21 protein-coding genes are annotated in these 19,313 nt (G+C 52.1%); 18 read left to right on the top strand and 3 right to left on the bottom strand.

The genetic code is table 11. From position 1 onward, the window contains the following. Window positions 1-2: 2 nt before the first annotated feature. Together DW817_RS02450 and DW817_RS02445 are read right to left on the bottom strand one after the other, a co-directional pair. Window positions 3-359 (bottom strand): hypothetical protein, encoded by a 357-nt coding sequence (locus DW817_RS02450; RefSeq protein ID WP_120110833.1) that lies wholly within the window; start codon window positions 357-359, stop codon window positions 3-5. Next, window positions 346-1,500 (bottom strand): cysteine desulfurase family protein, encoded by a 1,155-nt coding sequence (locus DW817_RS02445; RefSeq protein WP_035224763.1) that lies wholly within the window; start codon window positions 1,498-1,500, stop codon window positions 346-348. Before DW817_RS02445 ends, DW817_RS02450 begins: the two co-directional genes overlap by 14 nt. 279 nt (window positions 1,501-1,779) lie before the next feature. Between DW817_RS02445 and rpsF the strand changes: the two genes are divergently transcribed. From rpsF to DW817_RS02405, 8 genes are all read left to right on the top strand, one after another. After that, the gene (rpsF, locus tag DW817_RS02440; protein WP_009015739.1) at window positions 1,780-2,064 is read left to right on the top strand and encodes a 30S ribosomal protein S6; all 285 of its coding nucleotides are present in this window, start codon (window positions 1,780-1,782) and stop codon (window positions 2,062-2,064) included. An 18-nt stretch (window positions 2,065-2,082) separates the two neighbouring features. Next, on the top strand, window positions 2,083-2,523 hold the full coding sequence (locus DW817_RS02435; RefSeq protein ID WP_035224766.1) for a single-stranded DNA-binding protein: 441 nt from the start codon (window positions 2,083-2,085) through the stop codon (window positions 2,521-2,523). Window positions 2,524-2,540: 17 nt separating this feature from the next. Then, window positions 2,541-2,777, top strand: a complete 237-nt coding sequence (gene rpsR / locus DW817_RS02430) for a 30S ribosomal protein S18 (RefSeq protein WP_026385409.1) — start codon at window positions 2,541-2,543, stop codon at window positions 2,775-2,777. A gap of 181 nt (window positions 2,778-2,958) precedes the next feature. Further along, window positions 2,959-4,557 carry an efflux transporter outer membrane subunit gene (locus DW817_RS02425; RefSeq protein ID WP_021737381.1) on the top strand — a complete coding sequence of 533 codons (1,599 nt, stop codon included), beginning with the start codon at window positions 2,959-2,961 and terminating at the stop codon, window positions 4,555-4,557. Beyond that, the gene (locus DW817_RS02420) at window positions 4,538-5,566 is read left to right on the top strand and encodes an efflux RND transporter periplasmic adaptor subunit (RefSeq protein WP_243634047.1); all 1,029 of its coding nucleotides are present in this window, start codon (window positions 4,538-4,540) and stop codon (window positions 5,564-5,566) included. Before DW817_RS02425 ends, DW817_RS02420 begins: the two co-directional genes overlap by 20 nt. Before the next feature lie 13 nt (window positions 5,567-5,579). Next, window positions 5,580-7,328 (top strand): ATP-binding cassette domain-containing protein, encoded by a 1,749-nt coding sequence (locus DW817_RS02415; protein WP_021737372.1) that lies wholly within the window; start codon window positions 5,580-5,582, stop codon window positions 7,326-7,328. After that, window positions 7,328-8,437, top strand: a complete 1,110-nt coding sequence (locus DW817_RS02410) for an ABC transporter permease (RefSeq protein ID WP_014128042.1) — start codon at window positions 7,328-7,330, stop codon at window positions 8,435-8,437. The genes DW817_RS02415 and DW817_RS02410 overlap by 1 nt, the downstream gene beginning before the upstream one ends. Beyond that, window positions 8,434-9,549, top strand: coding sequence for an ABC transporter permease (locus DW817_RS02405; RefSeq protein WP_021737363.1), 1,116 nt, complete (start codon window positions 8,434-8,436; stop codon window positions 9,547-9,549). Before DW817_RS02410 ends, DW817_RS02405 begins: the two co-directional genes overlap by 4 nt. A gap of 46 nt (window positions 9,550-9,595) precedes the next feature. Here the strand turns inward: DW817_RS02405 and DW817_RS02400 are convergent, their stop codons facing one another. Beyond that, complete coding sequence (locus DW817_RS02400) at window positions 9,596-10,936, bottom strand: MATE family efflux transporter (protein WP_120110826.1); 1,341 nt, start codon at window positions 10,934-10,936, stop codon at window positions 9,596-9,598. A gap of 472 nt (window positions 10,937-11,408) precedes the next feature. Between DW817_RS02400 and DW817_RS02395 the strand changes: the two genes are divergently transcribed. The 10 genes from DW817_RS02395 (at window position 11,409) to DW817_RS02350 (ending at window position 19,303) form a co-directional block, all read left to right on the top strand. After that, window positions 11,409-11,978, top strand: a complete 570-nt coding sequence (locus DW817_RS02395; RefSeq protein WP_021737364.1) for a tryptophan transporter — start codon at window positions 11,409-11,411, stop codon at window positions 11,976-11,978. Continuing rightward, window positions 11,971-12,837, top strand: a complete 867-nt coding sequence (locus DW817_RS02390; protein ID WP_016459843.1) for an energy-coupling factor ABC transporter ATP-binding protein — start codon at window positions 11,971-11,973, stop codon at window positions 12,835-12,837. Before DW817_RS02395 ends, DW817_RS02390 begins: the two co-directional genes overlap by 8 nt. After that, complete coding sequence (locus tag DW817_RS02385; protein WP_035224771.1) at window positions 12,830-13,642, top strand: energy-coupling factor ABC transporter ATP-binding protein; 813 nt, start codon at window positions 12,830-12,832, stop codon at window positions 13,640-13,642. Before DW817_RS02390 ends, DW817_RS02385 begins: the two co-directional genes overlap by 8 nt. After that, complete coding sequence (locus DW817_RS02380; RefSeq protein ID WP_120110823.1) at window positions 13,639-14,313, top strand: energy-coupling factor transporter transmembrane component T; 675 nt, start codon at window positions 13,639-13,641, stop codon at window positions 14,311-14,313. The genes DW817_RS02385 and DW817_RS02380 overlap by 4 nt, the downstream gene beginning before the upstream one ends. 352 nt (window positions 14,314-14,665) lie before the next feature. Next, entirely contained in the window at window positions 14,666-14,977 is a 312-nt protein-coding gene (locus DW817_RS02375; protein WP_009015097.1) for a hypothetical protein, read from the top strand. Beyond that, window positions 14,971-16,827, top strand: a complete 1,857-nt coding sequence (locus DW817_RS02370; protein WP_021737370.1) for a V-type ATP synthase subunit I — start codon at window positions 14,971-14,973, stop codon at window positions 16,825-16,827. The genes DW817_RS02375 and DW817_RS02370 overlap by 7 nt, the downstream gene beginning before the upstream one ends. A 24-nt stretch (window positions 16,828-16,851) precedes the next feature. Further along, window positions 16,852-17,328: a V-type ATP synthase subunit K gene (locus DW817_RS02365; protein WP_009015095.1), complete on the top strand. Its 477-nt coding sequence runs from the start codon at window positions 16,852-16,854 to the stop codon at window positions 17,326-17,328. Between the two features lie 17 nt (window positions 17,329-17,345). Continuing rightward, a complete protein-coding gene (locus DW817_RS02360) occupies window positions 17,346-17,954 on the top strand; it encodes a V-type ATP synthase subunit E (protein WP_009015094.1) in 609 nt (202 codons plus the stop codon). Window position 17,955: 1 nt separating this feature from the next. Continuing rightward, window positions 17,956-18,951 (top strand): V-type ATPase subunit, encoded by a 996-nt coding sequence (locus tag DW817_RS02355; protein WP_009015093.1) that lies wholly within the window; start codon window positions 17,956-17,958, stop codon window positions 18,949-18,951. A 25-nt stretch (window positions 18,952-18,976) separates the two neighbouring features. After that, the gene (locus tag DW817_RS02350; protein WP_009015092.1) at window positions 18,977-19,303 is read left to right on the top strand and encodes a V-type ATP synthase subunit F; all 327 of its coding nucleotides are present in this window, start codon (window positions 18,977-18,979) and stop codon (window positions 19,301-19,303) included. Window positions 19,304-19,313 lie beyond the last annotated feature (10 nt).

Genomic DNA, 19,313 nt, shown 5'->3' with positions numbered 1-19,313 from the left:
TGTTACGGCTTGTTTCGTACCAAAAAGCAGTTCCAAGGCCGATACAGCCCCTTTTTCACAGCAAAGGAGACGGGAAAGGGCCTTTTTATCTTTTTATCTCCAAAAGTAAGATGTCCTGCTCCAAGCGTTTCTTGAAGGGCTTTTCCTGTAAAGAACTCTCCTTCAGCAAGGAGAAACAGGAAGAACAGCTTCTTTTTGGGTGCCTCCCCAAAAAGGTCCTTTACCGCCACAGCCTTCATGGTTTCCGCAAGGGCAAGGCCTTCGTCAAGGGTCACGATGGGCGGATGAGGGAAACCCTCATAGAGAATCTTTAGCTTTTGAAGGGGACCATAGATTTGTATTTCCTTATTGGTCAGCATGGTGCAGGTTTCGTAGGGCCGTAACGTGACCGATGACAATTTCCGCAATGGTATCGATGTCTTTTTCGTCAAGGTCTGCACCAAGACTGAACCGGATGGACGAGCGGGCCTGTTTGGCTGAAAGCCCCAAGGCAAGAAGCACATGGGAAGGTTCCGGTGAGCCGGAAGCACAGGCGGAGCCTGCCGAAACACAGATGCCGTCCATGCCCAATAGGGGCAGGAGGGCTTCTGATGGGGCGCTGTCAAAGGTCATGTTGAGCGTTCCCGGAAGGCTGGGAGAAAGGGCGCCGTTTTGCCGCACGCCTTTAAGGGCCAGCAGTTTTTTCCGCAGACGCTCTTTGAGGGACCGGATGCGGGCGCTTTCCGCAGCCTTTTCCTGCATGGCTTTTTCAAGGGCTGCGGCCATACCGACAATGGCCGGGATATTTTCTGTTCCCGCCCGTTTGCCCCGTTCCTGGGCCCCGCCTTCGATGAGGCTTTCAAGCTCGATGCCCTGCCTTGCATATAAGATTCCAACACCTTTGGGTCCATGGAACTTATGGGCTGAAAAAGACGCCATGTCAATGACCCCTTTTGTAAAATCAAGGTCCATATGGGCCGCCCCTTGTACGGCATCCGTATGAAAGAGAACGCCTTTTTCATGGCACAGGGTCCCTATGGCCTCGATGGGCTGGATGGTGCCAATCTCGTTATTGGCCGCCATGACGCTGACGAGGGCCGTATCTGGGCGCAGGGCTTTTTTGACACTTTCGGGACTGACGAATCCATCTTTTGAAATGGGAAGCAGCGTGACCTCAAAGCCTTCTTCCTTGAGGCGCCTCAGACTGTGGAGCACGGCATGATGCTCCATGACGGTGGAAATAAGATGACGCTTTCCTTTTTGGGCGCCTATATGGGCCCCTGTAATCAAGGCCTGGTTGTCGCTTTCGCTGCCGCCGCCCGTAAAGGTGATTTCTGACGGGTGGACGGATAGGGCGCGGGCTGCCTGTTCCCGTGCCATAATAAGGGCGCGGGCCGCTTCCTGCCCCTTGGGATGCTGGCTTGAAGGATTGCCGTAAGCTTCTGTAAGATAGGGCATCATCGCCTTGAGGGCTTCGGGATAAAGGGCGGTGGTGGCCGCTTGATCCAAATAGTAGAACATGATGGAACTCCTTTTTTCAGGGGAAAAACTTCCTTGAAAGGGAAGGATCCCGGTTTTTGGTTTCCTTATTATACACCAAAGTGGCTGTTCTAGGTACTGCCCCTTTGCCAAAGGGACAATCAGATGGCAAGAAACGGCCATTTTCCTAGAAAAAATGCCGTGGAAAAGTTCTTGAAATGTTTCATGAAGCATGGTAAAATAGTCAAGCTGTATATATGAAAGTATATACTTCTTCTGCTCCCATCGTAGGGAAGCAAATCCAAAGGAGGAGGTGATTTCGTGAATAACTACGAAGTCATGTACATCGTAAAGCCGGTTGAAGAGGAAGCTTATAGCGCTGTCGTAAAGAAATTCGACGACCTTCTGACGGCTAACGGCGCCACTATCGAAAAGACCGATAAGTGGGGCAAAAAGCACCTGGCTTATCCCATCCAGGACATCCAAGATGGCTTGTATGTATTGACCACTTTCAGTGCTGAACCTGCCGCCGTTAAGGAATTGGACCGCGTGATGAAGATTACCGACGAAATTCTGCGTCACATGATCATCCGCAAGGGCGAGTAAGCAAGGAGGATTTGGTGTATGAATAGGATATTTTTGTTAGGCCGGCTCGTACGCGATCCGGAAGTACGGGTAACTCCTACGGAACGTACCGTCTGCACCTTTACTCTGGCGGTGGACCGTCCCTTTACTGCGAAGAACGGCCAGCGCGAAGCGGATTTTATCAACATCGTAACTTGGAATAAAACCGCTGAATTATGTGGGAACAGCTTACTCAAGGGACAAAGGGCCCTCGTGGAAGGACGCCTGCAGATCCGTTCCTATGATGACAAGGACGGGAACCGTCATTGGGTCACGGAAGTCATCGCAGATCGGGTTGAATTCATTGAAAGAAAGGGTTCGGGTTCCCCGGCTCCTTCTTCTCAAGGCAGCGCGCCTTCCCAGAGCGGAAATGCCCAGAACCAAGGGGGCATGGAAAGCTTTGGCTCTCCCATGGGTTTTGACGAAGAAATCCCATTCTGATAGGAGGGAAATACATGATTAACAAGCGTGACCGCGGAAACAGAAGACCGAGAAGAAAGGTCTGCTCCTTCTGCGTTGATAAAGTCGAAGAAATCGACTACAAGGATGTCGCAAAACTGCGCAAGTTCATCACCGAACGTGGCAAGATCCTGCCGCGCCGCATTACCGGTACCTGCGCAAAGCATCAGCGTCAGCTGACGATTGCTATCAAGCGCGCCAGAAACGTTGCTCTGCTGCCGTTTACGGCAGAATAAGGAGCTTAAAGGGCTGTACAATGAAGCGTTGCTTCATTGTACAGCCCTTTTTTCTGTGCCTATGCCTTGGCTGAAAGAAGAAAAGAGACTCCACCTTGAATTTCTTTACATAAAACCCTATACTTTGAATAGATAATTGTTGATAATATATCATTTTTTTAATTGGTGGGAGGTGGATGGGGTGAACTTCCTTCAACAGACATCCCTTGGCCTGTCTTTTCTTTGGCTTGTAGGGTCCTTTGCTCCGGCCCTTGCCTCAGCGGCCAAATCCGCTCCGCAGACTTTTTCTGGAGCGGCGGGGCAAAAGGATCCTTCTTGGATCGATTTGGCGACGTCTTATGGGAACCCGTACGTCCGGGATGACGTGGATGCTTCGCTATCGCAGCAACAGCTGGCTAGCTGGTGGGAACTCTTCCATGATGACACGCTGACAGAACTCATTTCTTTGGCCCTTGAGAACAATAAAGATCTTGAAGCCGCCCGTTCCCGGCTTTCTGAAGCTCGGGCCCAAGTTGGGATCGCAGAGTCTGCCCGGCTTCCCTGGATTAATCTGAATGGGGGATGGATGCGGGGAAACGTGCCGGATCACGTGGTTGACGGGGTGCTTCCCGAAGGTCCTGTACGGGACCAGATGGGGATTGACCCGCAGACAGACGGATCCTTTGCCGGGATTGACGCGTCGTGGGAACTAGACGTTTTTGGAAGGACAAAAGCCAAGGTGCGGGCAGCTTCCGATACCCTTCAGGCCCAAAACGCCAAACTATATGAAGTGTGGGTCAGTTTATCGGCTGAACTGGCTTTAAACTACATCACCCTGCGGACTTTGCAGGCAGAGCGGATGGTTACGGCATCCCACATTGCCAGTGAGGAAGAAACCTTGGAATTGCTGCAGGTCAACCGCAAGGCGGGGCTTCTTTCCGATGTGCCCCTTCAGCAGTCGGAATATACCCTCTATAGTACCCGTTCCCAATTGCCCGCCCTCGATAAGGAAATTGCCGGCACCCTTTCGCGGATTGCCCTTTTGACCGGCACTGTCCCGGGCTTTCTTGACCAGAAGCTGCGGACACCTCAGCCGCTTCCCGATATTGATGCACGTCTTTATGGGGCCATTCCGGCGGACCTGTTGAGGCAGCGGCCGGATATCCATGCCGCTGAACGCGCTTGGGCGGCTCAGATAGCCCGGACTGATGAAGCACGGGCCGCACTGAAACCTAAATTTTCCATCCTAGGGCTGCTTGGCTTTGCGACCCTTGGCGGGGGGCTTTTCTCAGCCGGCAGTCAGGGATTTTCCCTGGTTCCCCAGATTTCCTATCCTCTGTTTTATGGCGGAGCCCTCAAAAAGAATGTAGCTGTCCAAAAGGCCGCGGAAAAGGAAAAGAAAGCCCTTTATGAAAAGATGGTCCTCAAAGCAGCGGGGGAAGTCAGATCGTCCATGGCTGCCATTGCTGAAGATCATGCTGCCGCCCTGACCCTCCAGAAAGGACGGGCCGCTTCCCATAAAGCCTATGAACTGGTCCGCCATAACTATCACAGCGGGCTGGGGACCTATCTGGATGTGCTGGATGCCCAGCGGGCCTATCTGCAGGCTGACCAGAAATATACGGTCTCTAAGGGAAAGGAACTGTCTTCCTTGATTTCCCTTTTCAAGGCCCTTGGAGGTGGTTGGGGACCGCTTGAGGAAGGAAACGGGAGCGCTGTCAAGCGTCATCAGTCGGCGCTGACAGACGGCGGACCGTATGAAGAGAAAGGAAACGAGGCTCATGAAAGAATTCATCAATAGCCTTTGGGGGAAAAAGGCCGGAAAGGCCGCTATAGGAATCCTTGCTGCCCTTTTTATCATTGGTGGCGGTGTGACCTTATATGAGCGGCATGAAGCGAAACTGGCTGCCCAGACGCTGACCCTCAATGGAAATGTCGACCTGAGGGAAGTTTCCCTTGCGTTCAAGAACAGTGACCGCATTGCTGAAATCCTGGTCGAGGAAGGGGATGCGGTCAAGAAAGACCAGGTCCTTGCCCGTCTTGATTCGGATGCGCTCCAATATAAGGTGAAAATTGCGGAAGCCCGAGTGGCAGCCCAACAGGCCGTTGTGGATAAGCTGCATAATGGGACCCGCAGGCAGGAACTTGATCAGGCTGTTGCCAAAGCCCAGGAAACAGCGGCGAATCGAGATTTTCTCCAACGTGAATATGAACGCAAGCAAGCGGCTTACGATGCGTCCCAGGGCCGCTCCATCAGTGATGAATCCCTCGATGATGTAAAAAGCAAGCTTGACGCGGCTACGGCCCGCGCCAATGAGGCCCAGGCCAATTATGAGCTTGCTCTGGCCGGTCCCCGAAAAGAGGACATTGCGTCGGGAGAAGCCAAACTGGAGAGTCTGACCCAGGAATTGAAAGAACTTCAGTATACCCTCGGTCAATATGAACTCAAGGCCCCTCAAGATGGGGTGATCCGTTCACGGCTCCTTGAAGTGGGGGATATGGCTTCCCCGCAGAAACCGGTCTTTCGAATTTCCCTCAACACAAAAAAATGGGTCCGCGTTTATGTCAAGGAATCTGATTTAGGAAAACTTCATGAAGGCAGTCAGGCCAGCGTCTATATCGATAGTTTCCCCAATCACGCGATTCAGGGACAAGTAGGCTATATTTCAGGAACAGCCGAATTTACGCCTAAAAATGTGGAAACAAAGGACCTGCGTTCGGCCCTTCTTTATGAAGTCCGGGTCTATGTAGAAGACCCTGATAATCTGCTTCGCATGGGAATGCCGGCTACGGTCAAAATCAAACTGTAAAGGGTGAAGCGTCATGGATGAGGTCATAATCCGTGCCCAAGAACTGAATAAGACGTTTTCCCTTAAACGGGGAAAACGTGTGGAAGCCCTTAAGGATCTTGATCTTACTGTGAAAAAAGGGGAGCTGACAGCCATTATTGGTCCTGATGGAGCCGGGAAAACCACCTTTATGCGGCTTATAGCGGGATTGATGGATCCTACAAAAGGAAAGCTGTGCGTATTGGGGCTGGACAGCGTCAAAGAGGCGCAAACAATCCAGCGCCGCATTTCCTATATGCCACAAAAATTTGGCCTTTATGAGGACCTGACCATACAGGAAAACATGGAACTTTATGCCGACCTTCATGGCGTGCCCAAAGAAAAAAGGCCGGAACGGTTTCATAAACTGCTGACCATGATGGGCTTGGAACGTTTTACCGATCGTCTTGCAGGCAATCTGTCAGGCGGAATGAAACAAAAACTTGGTCTGTCCTGCACCTTGGTTCGATCGCCGGAACTTTTGCTCCTAGATGAACCTACGGTCGGTGTCGATCCCCTCAGCCGGCGGGAATTGTGGGAAATCCTTCAGGAATTTGTCCATGAAGAAAATTTATCCGTCCTTGTCAGTACCGCTTATATGAATGAAGCGGCACTGTGTCAAAAGGTCTATGTCCTTAACAAGGGACAGCTTCTTTTTAGCGGGACTCCAGACGGTCTTGCGGAGGTTGCTAGGGGCCGCTGCTATGCCCTTGAATCCCCTAAAAAGCAGCCGACCCGTCTCCTGCAGGCCCAGCTCATCGATGACCGGGACCATGTGGTCGATGCCGTGCCCCGCGGCGGGAAGGTTCATTTTATCCTCCAGGAAGGCGTGACTGGTGTTCCTTATCTCGAAAAACGCGGGATCAAGGCAGAGCCGGTTCCTTCCACGCTGGAAGATGGCTTCATGATCCTTTTGAAAAAAGCGGAAGAAGATTCCCTTCCCCTTTCCCAAGCTGGTGGATCCCTTGATCAGGAAGCGCTGTCCAGCCCTCGGAACGTGAATATCATTGTCAAGAATCTGGTCCGCAAATTTGGGGACTTTACAGCGGTTTCCAATACTTCCTTTGAAGTCCATGAAGGGGAAATCTTTGGACTTTTGGGGCCGAACGGGGCGGGTAAGACAACGACCTTCAAGATGCTTTGCGGGCTATTGCCAGCAACAAGCGGTTTTCTTTCTGTGGCGGGCGTCAACCTGCGGCAGGCCCGGACACAGGCAAGGGCCCATATTGGGTATGTCGCGCAGAAATTTTCGCTGTATCGCCATATGAGCGTCAAGGAAAACCTGCTCTTTTTTGGGGGCGTCTATGGACTTGGCCCTAAAAAATTGGCTCAGCGGATTGAGGCTGTTACCCATGAATTTTACTTGTCCGATTGTCTTGACCGTAAGGCTGGTGACCTCCCGGGCGGATATAAACAGCGGCTTTCCATGGCTTGCGCACTCCTTCATGAACCCAAGATCCTTTTTCTCGATGAACCGACATCGGGAATCGACCCACTTACGCGGCGCAATTTTTGGCGGCAGATCACGGCCCTAGCGGCTCGAGGAACCACCATCATCATTACGACCCATTTCATGGAAGAGGCTGAATACTGTGACCGTTTCATGATTCAGGACAATGGCCATCTATTGGCCATTGGAAGTCCTGCGGAAATCCGGCAAACCCTCCATAAGGAGGGGGCGGATATGGATGAAATCTTTATGACGATTGTTGAACAGGCGCGAAGGAAAGGAGAGAACTCGTGATGAATGGATTCCTGCGGCGGATGGGTGCTTTGATCAAAAAAGAGTTTCTCCAGCTCTCCCGCGATTCCAGTTCCCTTTTGCTGGGGATTGTCCTTCCCATTGCGTTGATCCTGATTATCGGGTATGGCATTTCCCTTGATATCCGGGATATTTCCACGGCAGTTGTTTTGGAAGATCCTTCTCCTAAAGCCCAGGATGCGGTGAGTTTCCTGAATGGATCCCGCTATTTTTCTCCTACTTACGTCACCTCTTTCAAGGAAGCCGAAGCCCTCTTGCTCGATCGAAAGGCCAGTGTCATTATCGATATTCCGCCGGATTTCACATCCAGGCTTTCTCAGGGCCGGGCAAAAATCTTTGTCGCTCTCGATGGGGTGGAAACAGCCACGGCCATGACGACCCAGACCTATATTGAAAGCGGGATAGCTTCTTTTTTGAGGCGGCAGAAGGGAGTGGCAGGATCGGCACAGGTCGTCCTTGAACCCCGCATGTGGTTCAATGATGCCAATTCCAGTACCTGGTTTTTCCTGCCAGGGCTGATTATGCTGATAGTAACCCTTGTGGGCATCATGTTGACGGCTATCGTCATGGCTCGGGAGTGGGAACGGGGCACTTTTGAATCCCTTTTTGTTACGCCCGTCCGTCCTTTGGAACTGATTCTTGCCAAGATTATCCCTTATTTTTGTGTGGCTATGGTGGGGGTCTTTCTTTGTCTTTTTTTCTCGCGGTTCCTCTTTGAGGTGCCCCTTGTGGGCTCTCTTGCGATGGTGATCTTGATTTCCATGATTTATCTTATGGTTGCCCTTGGCATCGGGCTTGTCATCTCTGAAGTGACCAAGAATCAGTTCCTTGCCTGCCAGTCCTCCCTTTTGATCAGCTTCCTTCCCTGCTTTGTCCTTTCAGGGTTTATCTTTGATTTGCGGTCCACTCCGATAGGGGTCCAGCTTATCGGTGCCATCCTTCCCTTCAGTCACTATTTGACCTGCATCCGGGCCCTTTTTCTTTCCGGCACCCATTGGGGGATTCTCCTTAAGGAGGGCGGCCTGCTGCTCTTATATGGAATCTTCTTTATTGGCGCGGCCTTTGGGATGACCAGAAAGAAGGTGGAATGATGGAAGGCATACAGCTTTATTTGGAACAGCTGGCCGTCATCTGCCGCAAGGAAATCCTGGCCATCTGGCAGGATAAGGCGACACGCCTCATCATTGTCGTGCCCTGTATCATCCTGGGTTTCCTCTTTGGCTATGCAGCCAACTACAATTTGGAGAAAGCCCCTTATGCTGTGATCGACCTAAGTCACAGCAAGGAATCGGCTGAGCTGATTTCCCGTATTGATGGAACGGGATTTTTCCAGCGGGCTGTGACGCTTCAAAATGCCGAGGAAATCAGTGACTATATCAACCGGGGCGAGGTTGTCATGGCTGTTTCAATTCCTCCTGATTTTTCCAGGCGACTGAACCACGCTCAGGAAGCCCCCGTACAAGTTATTGCCGATGGACGCAACACGGTGATTGCTGGCCAGGTCATAGGCCATATGGGGCAGATCATCAGTCGGTACAATCAGGAAAGGAGCGGAAGCAAAAGCCCCGTGGCCTTGGAAATGCGGACTTGGTTCAATCCCAACCAGATTACACGGTGGTTCTTTCTGCCAGGCATCATTGGACTCTTGAGTTTTTCCCAGGTCTTTCTGCTCTCGGGCCTTTCCGTCGCCCGGGAACGGGAAGAAGGAACGTTCGAGCAGATCTTGGTGGCGCCCATTTCAGAGCCCATTATCCTCATCGGCAAAGCCGTTCCACCCATGATTGTCGGCATCATCCAGTGTACGATCCTGCTTTTTATCAGTCTTTTCTGGTTCAAGGTGCCTTTTGCAGGGTCCTTTCTTGATTTTTATGCCGCGGTTTTCTTCTATGTCCTCAGCTCTACCGGGATTGGGCTCTGCGTTTCCGCCATTTCAAAGAATATGCAGCAGGTACTCGTTTACGTCATTGTCATGATGGTCCCTATGGCCCTTCTCTCGGGAATCATTACGCCAATCCAGAATATGCCGGTCTTCCTACAGACCGTGACCTATATCGATCCCCTACGCTTTGGCCTGGAACTCATCCGGCGCATTTACCTGGAGGGGCTGCCCCTTACCAGTCTTTCCTGGAATTTATTGCCCCTGACCGTCGTCGCTATTGTGACCTTGATCCTTGCGGGCTATTTGTTCCGCCATCATACGTGAAAAAGGGTCTGTGCAGGAAGAACCAATCATTTCTTCACAGACCCTTTTACTGTAGGTGCGGGTGATGCTTTTTGAGCAAGGACCAGCAGCCAAGGCAAAGAACAATCTGGATGAGGGTTGAGCACGGTGTTGCCAGACCAATATGGAAAAGGGACACCGGTTGGAATTGGCTCAGGAGATAGGAAAGGGGAACGCGGACCCCAAAGGATCCCAATATCCCTTGAGCCATGACAAACGAGGTGAGACCCAGCCCATTGTAAAAGCCAATGAAACAGAAGAGAAAACTTGTAAGAAAAGCATCAAAAGCGTAGGCTTTTAGGTAGTCTGCCGCCGCTGCCATAACGGATGGGGAAGAGGTAAACAGGCCGGCCAGGATGTCGCCGTGAAAAAAGGTGAAAAAGCCCATGATAAGGCCGCAGCCGCAGGAAAGGCCCATGGCACACTGAAGGCCCTTGATGGCACGGTCCATGCGGCCAGCCCCCTTGTTTTGTGCCGTAAAGGCCGCCATGGATTGCATAAAGGCAGCAGAGACCAGCATGATGAAGCCGCAGATTTTTTCTGAGACCCCTACGCCGGCCGAAGCATTAACCCCGAGGCTGTTGGCAATGGCGAGGATGATGAGGAAGGACAGGCCGACAAAAAGATCCTGCACGGCAAGGGGGATTCCCAAGGAAAGGATCCGTTTGATTGTTTCCTTATGGAAGGTGACATGGGCCCGCGTCATTGCAAAGGGCAGGGGCCGGTTGGAGATGAGGTGATAGGAAACAAGGACGCTGATGGCTTGGGAGAGGACCGTTGCCAAGGCCGCGCCGGCGGCACCAAAAGAAAAGACGGCGACCATAAGGAGGTCAAGAACGATGTTTGACACGCAGGCAATGGCTACGGCAATAAAGGGGGTGCGGGAATCCCCCATACCGCGGAAGAGTCCGCCAATGAGGTTATAGAAGATCATGATGAGGGCGCCGCCGCAGATGGATAGATAATGGACCGTCTTCAAAAAAGCGGCTTCCGGAGCATTCATGGCGCGGCTCAAGGGGGCCGCACCCAGGGTCAATAAGAGGCTGAAGGCAATGCCGATGAGGGCAAAAAGGATCAGGGAGGCTCCTGCAATTTTGCCGCCTTCTGAAGGCTTTTTTTGACCGATCTTCTGTCCCAAAAGGACTGTCGTTCCCGTGGCAAGGGAACTGATGAGGTTCGTCACAGTCTGCATAATCTGGGATCCTGTAGCCACAGCGGAAACGTCCGTGCTGGAAGCGAACTGACCGACGATAAGAAGATCGACGGTGCCGTACATGGCTTGGAGAAAAAGAGCAAACATGACAGGAAGGGCAAAGTGGATGAGGGCGCGGGGAACGCTGCCCGAGGTAAAATCGATTCGTGAAGACATGAAAAGGCTCCTTTCTGCAGAGAAAGCGGGAATAAAAAACGCCGGATAAGAAAACAGGCATTTCAGCCTGTCATCTTATCCGGCGTACTGTTTCTTTTGAACAGCGTACCCTCTGATGAGTGAACTTATTATACGGGACCTAAAAAAGATTGTCAAGGTCCCCCATCTTTTAATATAACATTCCTAATCCGAATGGTTATCATCATTAACCATTCGTGTCTGCCGCAAAATCATGAATTGGCTGAAAAACAGTTTTGGCCAAAAGGAAAGTGAATACAGGGTATCTCGTCGAGATGGACACAGGCTGCCATTACTGCCTTCATGACGAATGAGGAGAGAAAGGACTGTTTTGGGCGGACTTCCTTTTTGCGTGGATTTTTGCCAATCTGGGGGAAATGCCATTGACATTGCCATCTGAAAAAAATACACTAGGAAGATAATCCATTACAACGGAAGAAAGGAAGGATAGGAGATGGAAAAAGAAGTACCGGAACTCATCACCGTGGAAGCTGCGAGGGACAGCCACCGCTGGGTGGCCATTACAGCCCTGCTGCTTGCCATTGGTGTCATTTTGCATACCATCAGTCCCAATGTGGGCGGGGTGACGCCCAACTGGACCATTGCCATGTATTCCATAACCACCAATTTGACTCATCCTGGTCTTTTGCGCGCCCTGGGGACGGGATTTGTGGCAGGGCTTACCATTGTGCCTTCTTCCAAATCGGCATTTCCTTTGGGCAACATTGCCAGTGAAATTGCAGGGTCCTTGACAGCCTGCCTTCTTGTGAAGGCTTTTGTCTCCCTCCATCTGGGAAAATTTCGTCTGGGCCCCCTTATCATCGGCTTTTTTGCCACCCTTGTGAGTGGTTCTGTTTTCACGAACATCCTCTGTATTGTCCTGGGTCTTCCCTTTTCCACGTGGCTCAAGGTCATGCTGCCTGTCGTGCTTGTCGTTGCTGTCCTCAATGCACTCATTACACAGGTCCTTTATAGGCCGGTAGAAAAGGTATTCCATACGACAGGAGGTGAAGACCATGAGTGACAGTGTCATCCGTCTTTCGGGATTTTATTACGCCTATCCCCAGAGCGATGTTCTTTTGAAGGATATCAATCTTTCCGTTGAAAAAGGTTCCTTTACGGCCATCGCAGGACCCAGCGGCGCCGGCAAGACGACTCTCTGCCGGGCCATGACGGGGATTGTGCCGACCTACTATGGCGGCCGCTATGCCGGGGCGGTAGAAGTGCTCGGCGAAGATATCCGCGATAAAAAGATTTCGGATCTTGCCATGCGCGTTGGCATTATGCTTGATGATTACGAAAGCCAGATGGTCTCCCTCACGGCAGGTGAGGAAATCAGTTTCAGCCTTTTGAATCACGGTTTCAGTCCTGATGAAGTCGACGCCCGCGTCAAAGAGGCCTTAAATGACGTCGGATTGCCGGACCGGGAAAACTACCAGCTTGATGAGCTGTCGGGCGGACAGCGGCAGCGCCTGCTTTTGGCCTCCGTCCTTGCGACACGTCCTGATATCCTTATTCTTGATGAACCGGTTTCGGCCATGGACCCTGATGGGGCTCGTTCCCTGTATGCCCTTGTGGACCGGATCCATAAAGCCCACGGAATGACCGTTGTCGTTGTGGAACATGACCTTAATTATCTGCTGCCCTACATGACTCATATGGTGCTTATGGAAACAGGAAAGATCAAGGTTCAAGGTCCCTTTGAGGAAGCCGCCCGCCGGGCCTTTCCCCAGGAATCACTCCGGGCCAACCTCCCTGAACTGTGGCGCATCAAACTGGGCCTTGAAGCAAAGTACCCCGTAACACTGCAGGATTGGCGCAGTGAAGCGGCAGCCCTGCAGGAACTTGCGGAACGCTTTGAAAAGGAGAAAGACCATGATTGAAGCAAAAACCGTAACCTTTGCCTATCGGCGGGGCATACCCGTCTTGAACGATATCAGCTGTACCATCCATGATGGGGAGGCGGTGGCCCTTTTGGGGCATAATGGAAGCGGCAAAACAACCCTGAGCCGTCTTTTTATGGCCCTCAATCATCCCCGCAGCGGGCAAGTCCTCATCGATGGCCGGGATATTGTCAATTTTGAACCGGCAGACCTGGCCGATCAGATTGGCTACGTATTCCAGAATCCAGACCTGCAGATCTTGGGGGATACGGTCTATGAAGAAGTGGCCTATGGGCTCGCCAATAAGAAGCTTCCTCGATCCACCATTGACCGTCAGGTGCGGGATGCCGTAGAGGCCATGGGACTGACGCCTTTTTTGGACCGTTACCCGCGGGCCCTTTCCTTTGGTCAGAAACGCCGCCTTGGCGTTGCGACGGCCCTTGCGCTTCAGCCTAAGACCTTGATTCTTGATGAAATCACCAACGGGCAGGATGAACAGGAAAAGCGTCATATGATGGCGTATCTTGGCAGACTTCAGCAGGAGCGCCATATGACACTCATCCTCATTACCCATGATATGGATATTGCCCGGATTTATACAACACGGGCCCTCGTCCTGTCCCATGGGGACCTCGTCTATGATGGCTCTACAGCGGAGCTTTTTGACGGCAAGCGTCCCATTGAGGCGTGGGGACTGAAACAGCCTATTCTTTCCCGCATCTGCGCGCAAATGAAAGTAACGGGTGTGACGACGCCGGAAGAGCTCTGCAGCAAGCTTGCGCTGAAAGGAGGCGAGGGAAAATGAAATTGACCGCGTTTACGCGCCTTGTCCTCGTCCTTGCTGTCACAGCCTGGGTCTTTTTGCTTCCCATCCCGGCTGTTGCCATGATCCTTGCCTTGGAACTTGTCATCCTTCTTTATATTAAACGGGACCGCGCTACCATGGCGGCCATCGGAACCTTGACGGTCTTTACGGCTCTCATGATCATCTTCCAGATGCTTTTTGGCTCGAGTCTTGAAGTGGCCCTGACGGGCGGCCTGCGGATGTTTGTTATGACAACGGCCTTCCTCTGCCTTTTGGCATCGACGAAGATCCAGGATATTGCCCAGGCTCTTGTAGAAAAGTTCCATATGCCCTATGAGTATGCTTTTATGCTCACGACTGCCCTGCGCTTTGTACCGGATTTCCTGTCAGACAGCGCCATCACCCTTGACGCCCAGTCCTGTCGGGGGTATTCCAACCGCGGCAATGCCTTGAAACGTCTATTTGCCTATCTGGCTGTTGTCAAACCCCTTGTCATTCGGGCTGTCGCCAAGTCGGACACGCTTGCCCTTTCTATGGAACTTAAGGGCTTTGGGCCCAATACGTACCGCAATCGCCGGCCTATGAAACTTGGCGTGTGGGATTATTTCATGCTCCTTGTGACCGTGCTCCTGTGTGCTTATCCGCTGTGGAGCCATCGTGTAGGTCTTTGACCTCTGCTAAAACAGGGTTCGTTTCTTTGTGGATAAAAACTGCTGCGTGAAGCGGCAGTTTTTTTATGGATTTTTTGTGAACAATTCGCTTTAAAAAATAAGGAGGAATGCGGGGTTTCAGCACTTTTCCCACTGTTTTCCGGACCTTATCGCGATGGCAGGTCATAAAGGGAAATAATATAAGTTCTTAAAATAGAATTATTTTAAAAAATCCGAAGAATTTTTGACAATTCTTGACTGAAATATTGTATAATGAAATAAGCTGTTATGTTTTTCATCTTCTTTTTGCGAGGAAGTAGGGGAAAATGTACAGTTTTACGCTGCACATTAATGGAGCAAAGGTGGTGAGACCATGTCCATGTTAGAAGATATCAAAGCTGCAGAAAAGGCTGCTGATGAACTGAAGAAAGAAAAGACGGCAGCTGCCCGCACGCTTTTGCGCGATGCCCAGGAAGAAGCCCGGAAGGAAGCGGACGCCCTCGTGGCAAAGGCCCGGGAGGCAGCGCAGAAGACCGTTTCGGAAGCAGAAGCAAAGGCCCATAAGGAAGCTGATGCCTTTGTCGCCCGAAAGGCCGAAGAAGACCGGCAAAAGGCGGAGGCCGCCCGCGCCCGTCTTGACAATGCGGTGAAGTACATTATGGAAAAGGTCGTGATCGAATGCTAGTCAAAATGAAAAAATGGACGCTTTATGCGCTCAAGCAAGATCGCGACGCCCTGCTCATGGCCCTGCAGAAAGATGGCAGTGTCATGATTGAATCCGAAGGGGAGAAAAAAGGCCTTGAAGGCGCGGAAGAAGTGAGCGCCCAATTGGAAAAGACCGGTCAGGTCCTGCGTTTTATGGCGCAGAACGGGGCCAAGGGAGGTCTCTTTCCCAAGCGAACGGAACTGTCCTATGATGCTTTCCTAACGCCCAGTCAAACGGGTGAGAAGGTCACGGAACGGGTGGATACCTTGGCTAATCGGGTGGCCTCTCTTGACAGTGAAGCAGCCGCCCTCCGTACCCAAATAGAGAGCCTGAATCCTTGGCTGGACCTTGATATTCCCTTGGAACAGCTGAGTTTTACGGAAGATACCCGCCTGTTTGTAGGCTTTGTGCCCGATAAGGAAGTGGACGCTGTTCGGGAAGGCCTTGAACCGCTTCTTGCGGAAATGAAGACCTATGGCCTTGCTCCCGATGGACAGGCCCTCGTTGTCCTTGCTCACAAGGATGCGGAAGAAGGGGTCAAACACCTCCTCAAGGACCATGAATTTACGGAAGCCGTTCTTCCTAAGCGCAGCGGCCTTGCCCGGTGCGTGGCAAAAGAACTGGCGGAAGAGGCGAAGGGCAGGGAAATCGAAGCCGAAAAACTGCGCTTTGAAGCAAAGGAAGCGGCTAAGGAAAAAGCCTCCGTTGAGCTCTATTATGATCAGCTAAGTGCGGAAAAGGACCGCCTTGCCGATGCCGGCATCGAAACAGAACGTGCCTTTGTCCTAACAGGCTGGATCCGCGGGGATAGGCAGTCACATGTGGAACAGGTCATCAGCGGGGTAACGGATGCTTACCAGCTGACCTTCCGGAATCCTAACGAAGGGGAAATCCCACCGACGGTCCTTGAAAACAACAAGCTTGTGGCACCTTATGAATCCGTCATTGGGCTTTACTCCCTTCCTAAGGCCGGGACCCTCGACCCTGATTTTTTAATGGCACCGTTCCATTTCATCTTCTTTGGAATGATGCTTTCTGATGCAGGCTACGGTCTTGTCCTGACGATCTTGCTTTATCTTGTCATGAAGAAAGTAAAACCCCAGGGATTGGGCGGTCAGCTCGTTATGGTCTGCCTCTTTGGCAGTATCTCAACCATTATCTGGGGGGCACTTTTTGGCGGCTGGTTTGGCCTGGAATGGCATCCGCTGCTTTTTGTCCCTATGAATGAACCACTGAAGATGCTTGCCCTCTGCTTTGGCCTTGGCATCCTTCATCTGGCGCTGGGGATGCTGACCAAGGCCTATCTCCTGATTCGCGATGGCGACATCATGGGGGCTGTCTGCGACCAGTTCAGCTGGCTCATCCTCTTTACCGGTCTTTTCCTCATGCCGTTTGTACCAGGCAGTATCGGAAAAGATATCGCCCTTTTGGGCGCTGCCATCATCGTCCTATTTGGGGGACGGGATAAGAAGGGAATCGTGAGCCGCCTGATTGGCGGTGTCCTGAGCCTTTATAACATCAGTGGCTACCTCAGTGACCTCTTGAGCTATTCCCGTATCTTTGCCTTAGGTCTAGCAACGGGCGTCATCGCCATGGTCATCAATACGGTTGCCCAGATGCTCATTGCGGCTGGACCTGTGGGAACAGCCGCCGCTGTGGTCGTTCTTGTAGGCGGTCATTTCTTCAATATCATCATCAACATCCTGGGTGCTTTTGTTCACAGCTCCCGGCTGCAGTACATTGAATTCTTTGGTAAGTTCTATGAAGCAGGCGGCCGCGCGTTTGTTCCGCTGGCGCTTCGCACCAAATACACGGATATCGTGAAATAAGCCAATTTAAGGAGGATATGAATCATGATTAGTTTAGGAACAGCTCTTGCTATCTGCGGCGCCGCCATTGCGGCTGCCCTTGCCGGCGTTGGCAGCGCCATGGGTGTCGGGATTGCCGGCCAGGCTGCCAGCGGCGTTGTCAGTGAAGATCCGGATAAGTTTGGTAAGGTTCTCGTGCTTCAGGCCCTTCCTGGTACGCAGGGCATTTACGGTCTATTGATTGGGTTTGTCATCATCATGAATATTGGTCTTGTCAGCGGAGCTCCGAAGGACCTCACCCTTTATCAGGGCCTGTCCCTTCTCTTTGCTGGTCTGCCGATGGGTATTGGCGGCCTGCTTTCTGGTATCTATCAGGGCAAGGTAGCTGCTTCCGGTATCTACCTGACGGCAAAACGTCCGGAAGAAACCGGTAAAGGCATCATTTTGACCGCTATGGTTGAAACGTACGCCGTATTGAGCCTTCTGATTTCCTTCATCATGGTCAACGGTGTGAAACTGTAAAGAGAGGTGGACGCGTCGTGGCAGGCAACAAAATCATTGAAAAGATAGAAGAAGAAGCTAGACAGGGCGCGGCGGCGATTGAAGCGGAAGCAAAGCAAAAAGCGGAAGCGGAAAAGAGCCGTATCCTCGGGAAAGCAAAGGAATCCGCAGCGGAGATTGAAGCAAAGGCCCAGGCAGATGCCAAGGAAGCGGCCGGCCGTCTCATGCTGATTGCTGACCTCAAGAGCCGCAAGGACAGCCTTGCCGCTCAGCGGGCCGTTATCCAGGAGGCCTTTGACCAAGCAGCGCTCCGCTTGTCCCAGCTTCCCCAAGAAACCTGGGAAAAGCTGATCCTTGCCATCGTCACCCAAAGTGATGTGGAAGGGACGGAAACGCTGGTTGTACCCGCTAAGGACCGCGCAGTCTATGAAAATGGTTTTCTTTCTAAGATCAACAAGACCCTTGTGGACCAGGGAAAGAAAGGTGAAATGACCTTGGACAGCGAGACGGCTTCCTTCAAGGAAGGGATCCTCATCCGAGGGAAGGATTGTGACTACGATGGCTCTTTCGCCACGCTCCTGAGAGATGTACGCAGCGAGGAGGAATATCGCGTAGCAGGGATCCTGTTTGACGCGGAGGTGAAGTAACATGGCCCAGCCCAGTTTTGAATTTGCCCTGGGCCGGATCAGCGTCCTTTCCACGCATTTGTTATCGGCGTCCCAGCTTCGCCGCATTGCCGAAGCCGGTTCCACTAAGGAAGCACAGAAACTGCTTTTGGAAACCGGTTACGGTGAAAATGCGGCAACGGAGCAGGAACTGGCCACGGGCGAGATCGATCTCATCATCCGCGGTCAGCTTCAGCTGACGAGGAAACGAATTAAGGAACTGACGCCCGATCCGGAACTGACAGGACTTTTTCTCCTGCCCGTCGATACCCATAATATCAAGGCCCTTTTGAAGGCCCGCCTTTTGGGGACAAGTGCCGACGAGATCCTTCGTGATGGAGGAAACTTCCCCCTTGATACGCTAAAGGATATGATCCAGACCAAGTATTACGAGGACATGCCCCCAGTCTACCGCGATACACTGAATGAAATCGAGTCGGAACTCGGCCGTGAGGCCGATCCCCTTGTTTTCAGCGCTATGGTGGATGGGGCGATGTTCCGCCATGCCAAGGCAATCATGGACGCAAAGCACGAAAAAGGATTCATTCGAGCATATTTCTCCCTGTGGGCCGATTTCCAAAATACACTGAGCCTGATCCGGGCCCAGAATCTCCATTGGGAGCTCAGTCAGCTCCGCCTCGTCCTCGTCGACGCCGGCGAGATTCCCCGGACTGTCTTTGAAGAATGCCTTGATACGCCGCCTGAACAGCTTGGGGCGCGCCTCAATCAGGGCGCCCATGGTGCGGATCTCGTCCAGGCTATCAACGAATTTGCCCAGACCGGAGACCTCGGCATCATTGCCCGCCGTATGCAGGAAGGCAAGATGCAGATCATCCGCCTTGCCAAATGGGAGACGGACTCCTTAGGGCCTATTGTAGGGTACCTATATGCCCGCGAGGTTGAAGCCGAGGCCCTGCGCCTGATTTTTGGGGCCCTTGCCGGCGGCTTTGAAGCAGAGCTGCCTGAAATCTACACATAAGATCGCGAAGCTTGGGAGGAAAGATATGGATAAGAATAAGATTGCTGTTGTCGGTGATCCCAGCTCCGTTATGATCTTCAAGGCAGTAGGCTTTGATGTATTTTATGAACAAGAGCCGGACCAGATCAAACGACGGCTCCACACACTGGCTGATGAAGGGTATGTCGTCATTTACATTACGGAAATGGCAGCAAGTCTTGCGGCTGATGTCATCGATGAATATGCGACGGCGACTTTCCCGGCTATTATTCCGATTCCTGCTGGCAGCAAGTCCTTGGGACTTGGGATGAAGCGGGTCAAGGAAAATGTGGAAAAAGCCGTTGGTGCCGATATTCTATTCAAAGAAGGGTAGGGAGATAACC

The organism is Acidaminococcus sp. AM33-14BH (genome assembly GCF_003603525.1).
GTDB classification, from domain to species: domain Bacteria; phylum Bacillota; class Negativicutes; order Acidaminococcales; family Acidaminococcaceae; genus Acidaminococcus; species Acidaminococcus intestini.
Note: the sequence above shows the minus strand (reverse complement) of the source record. Positions and strands in the feature narration are given on the sequence as shown.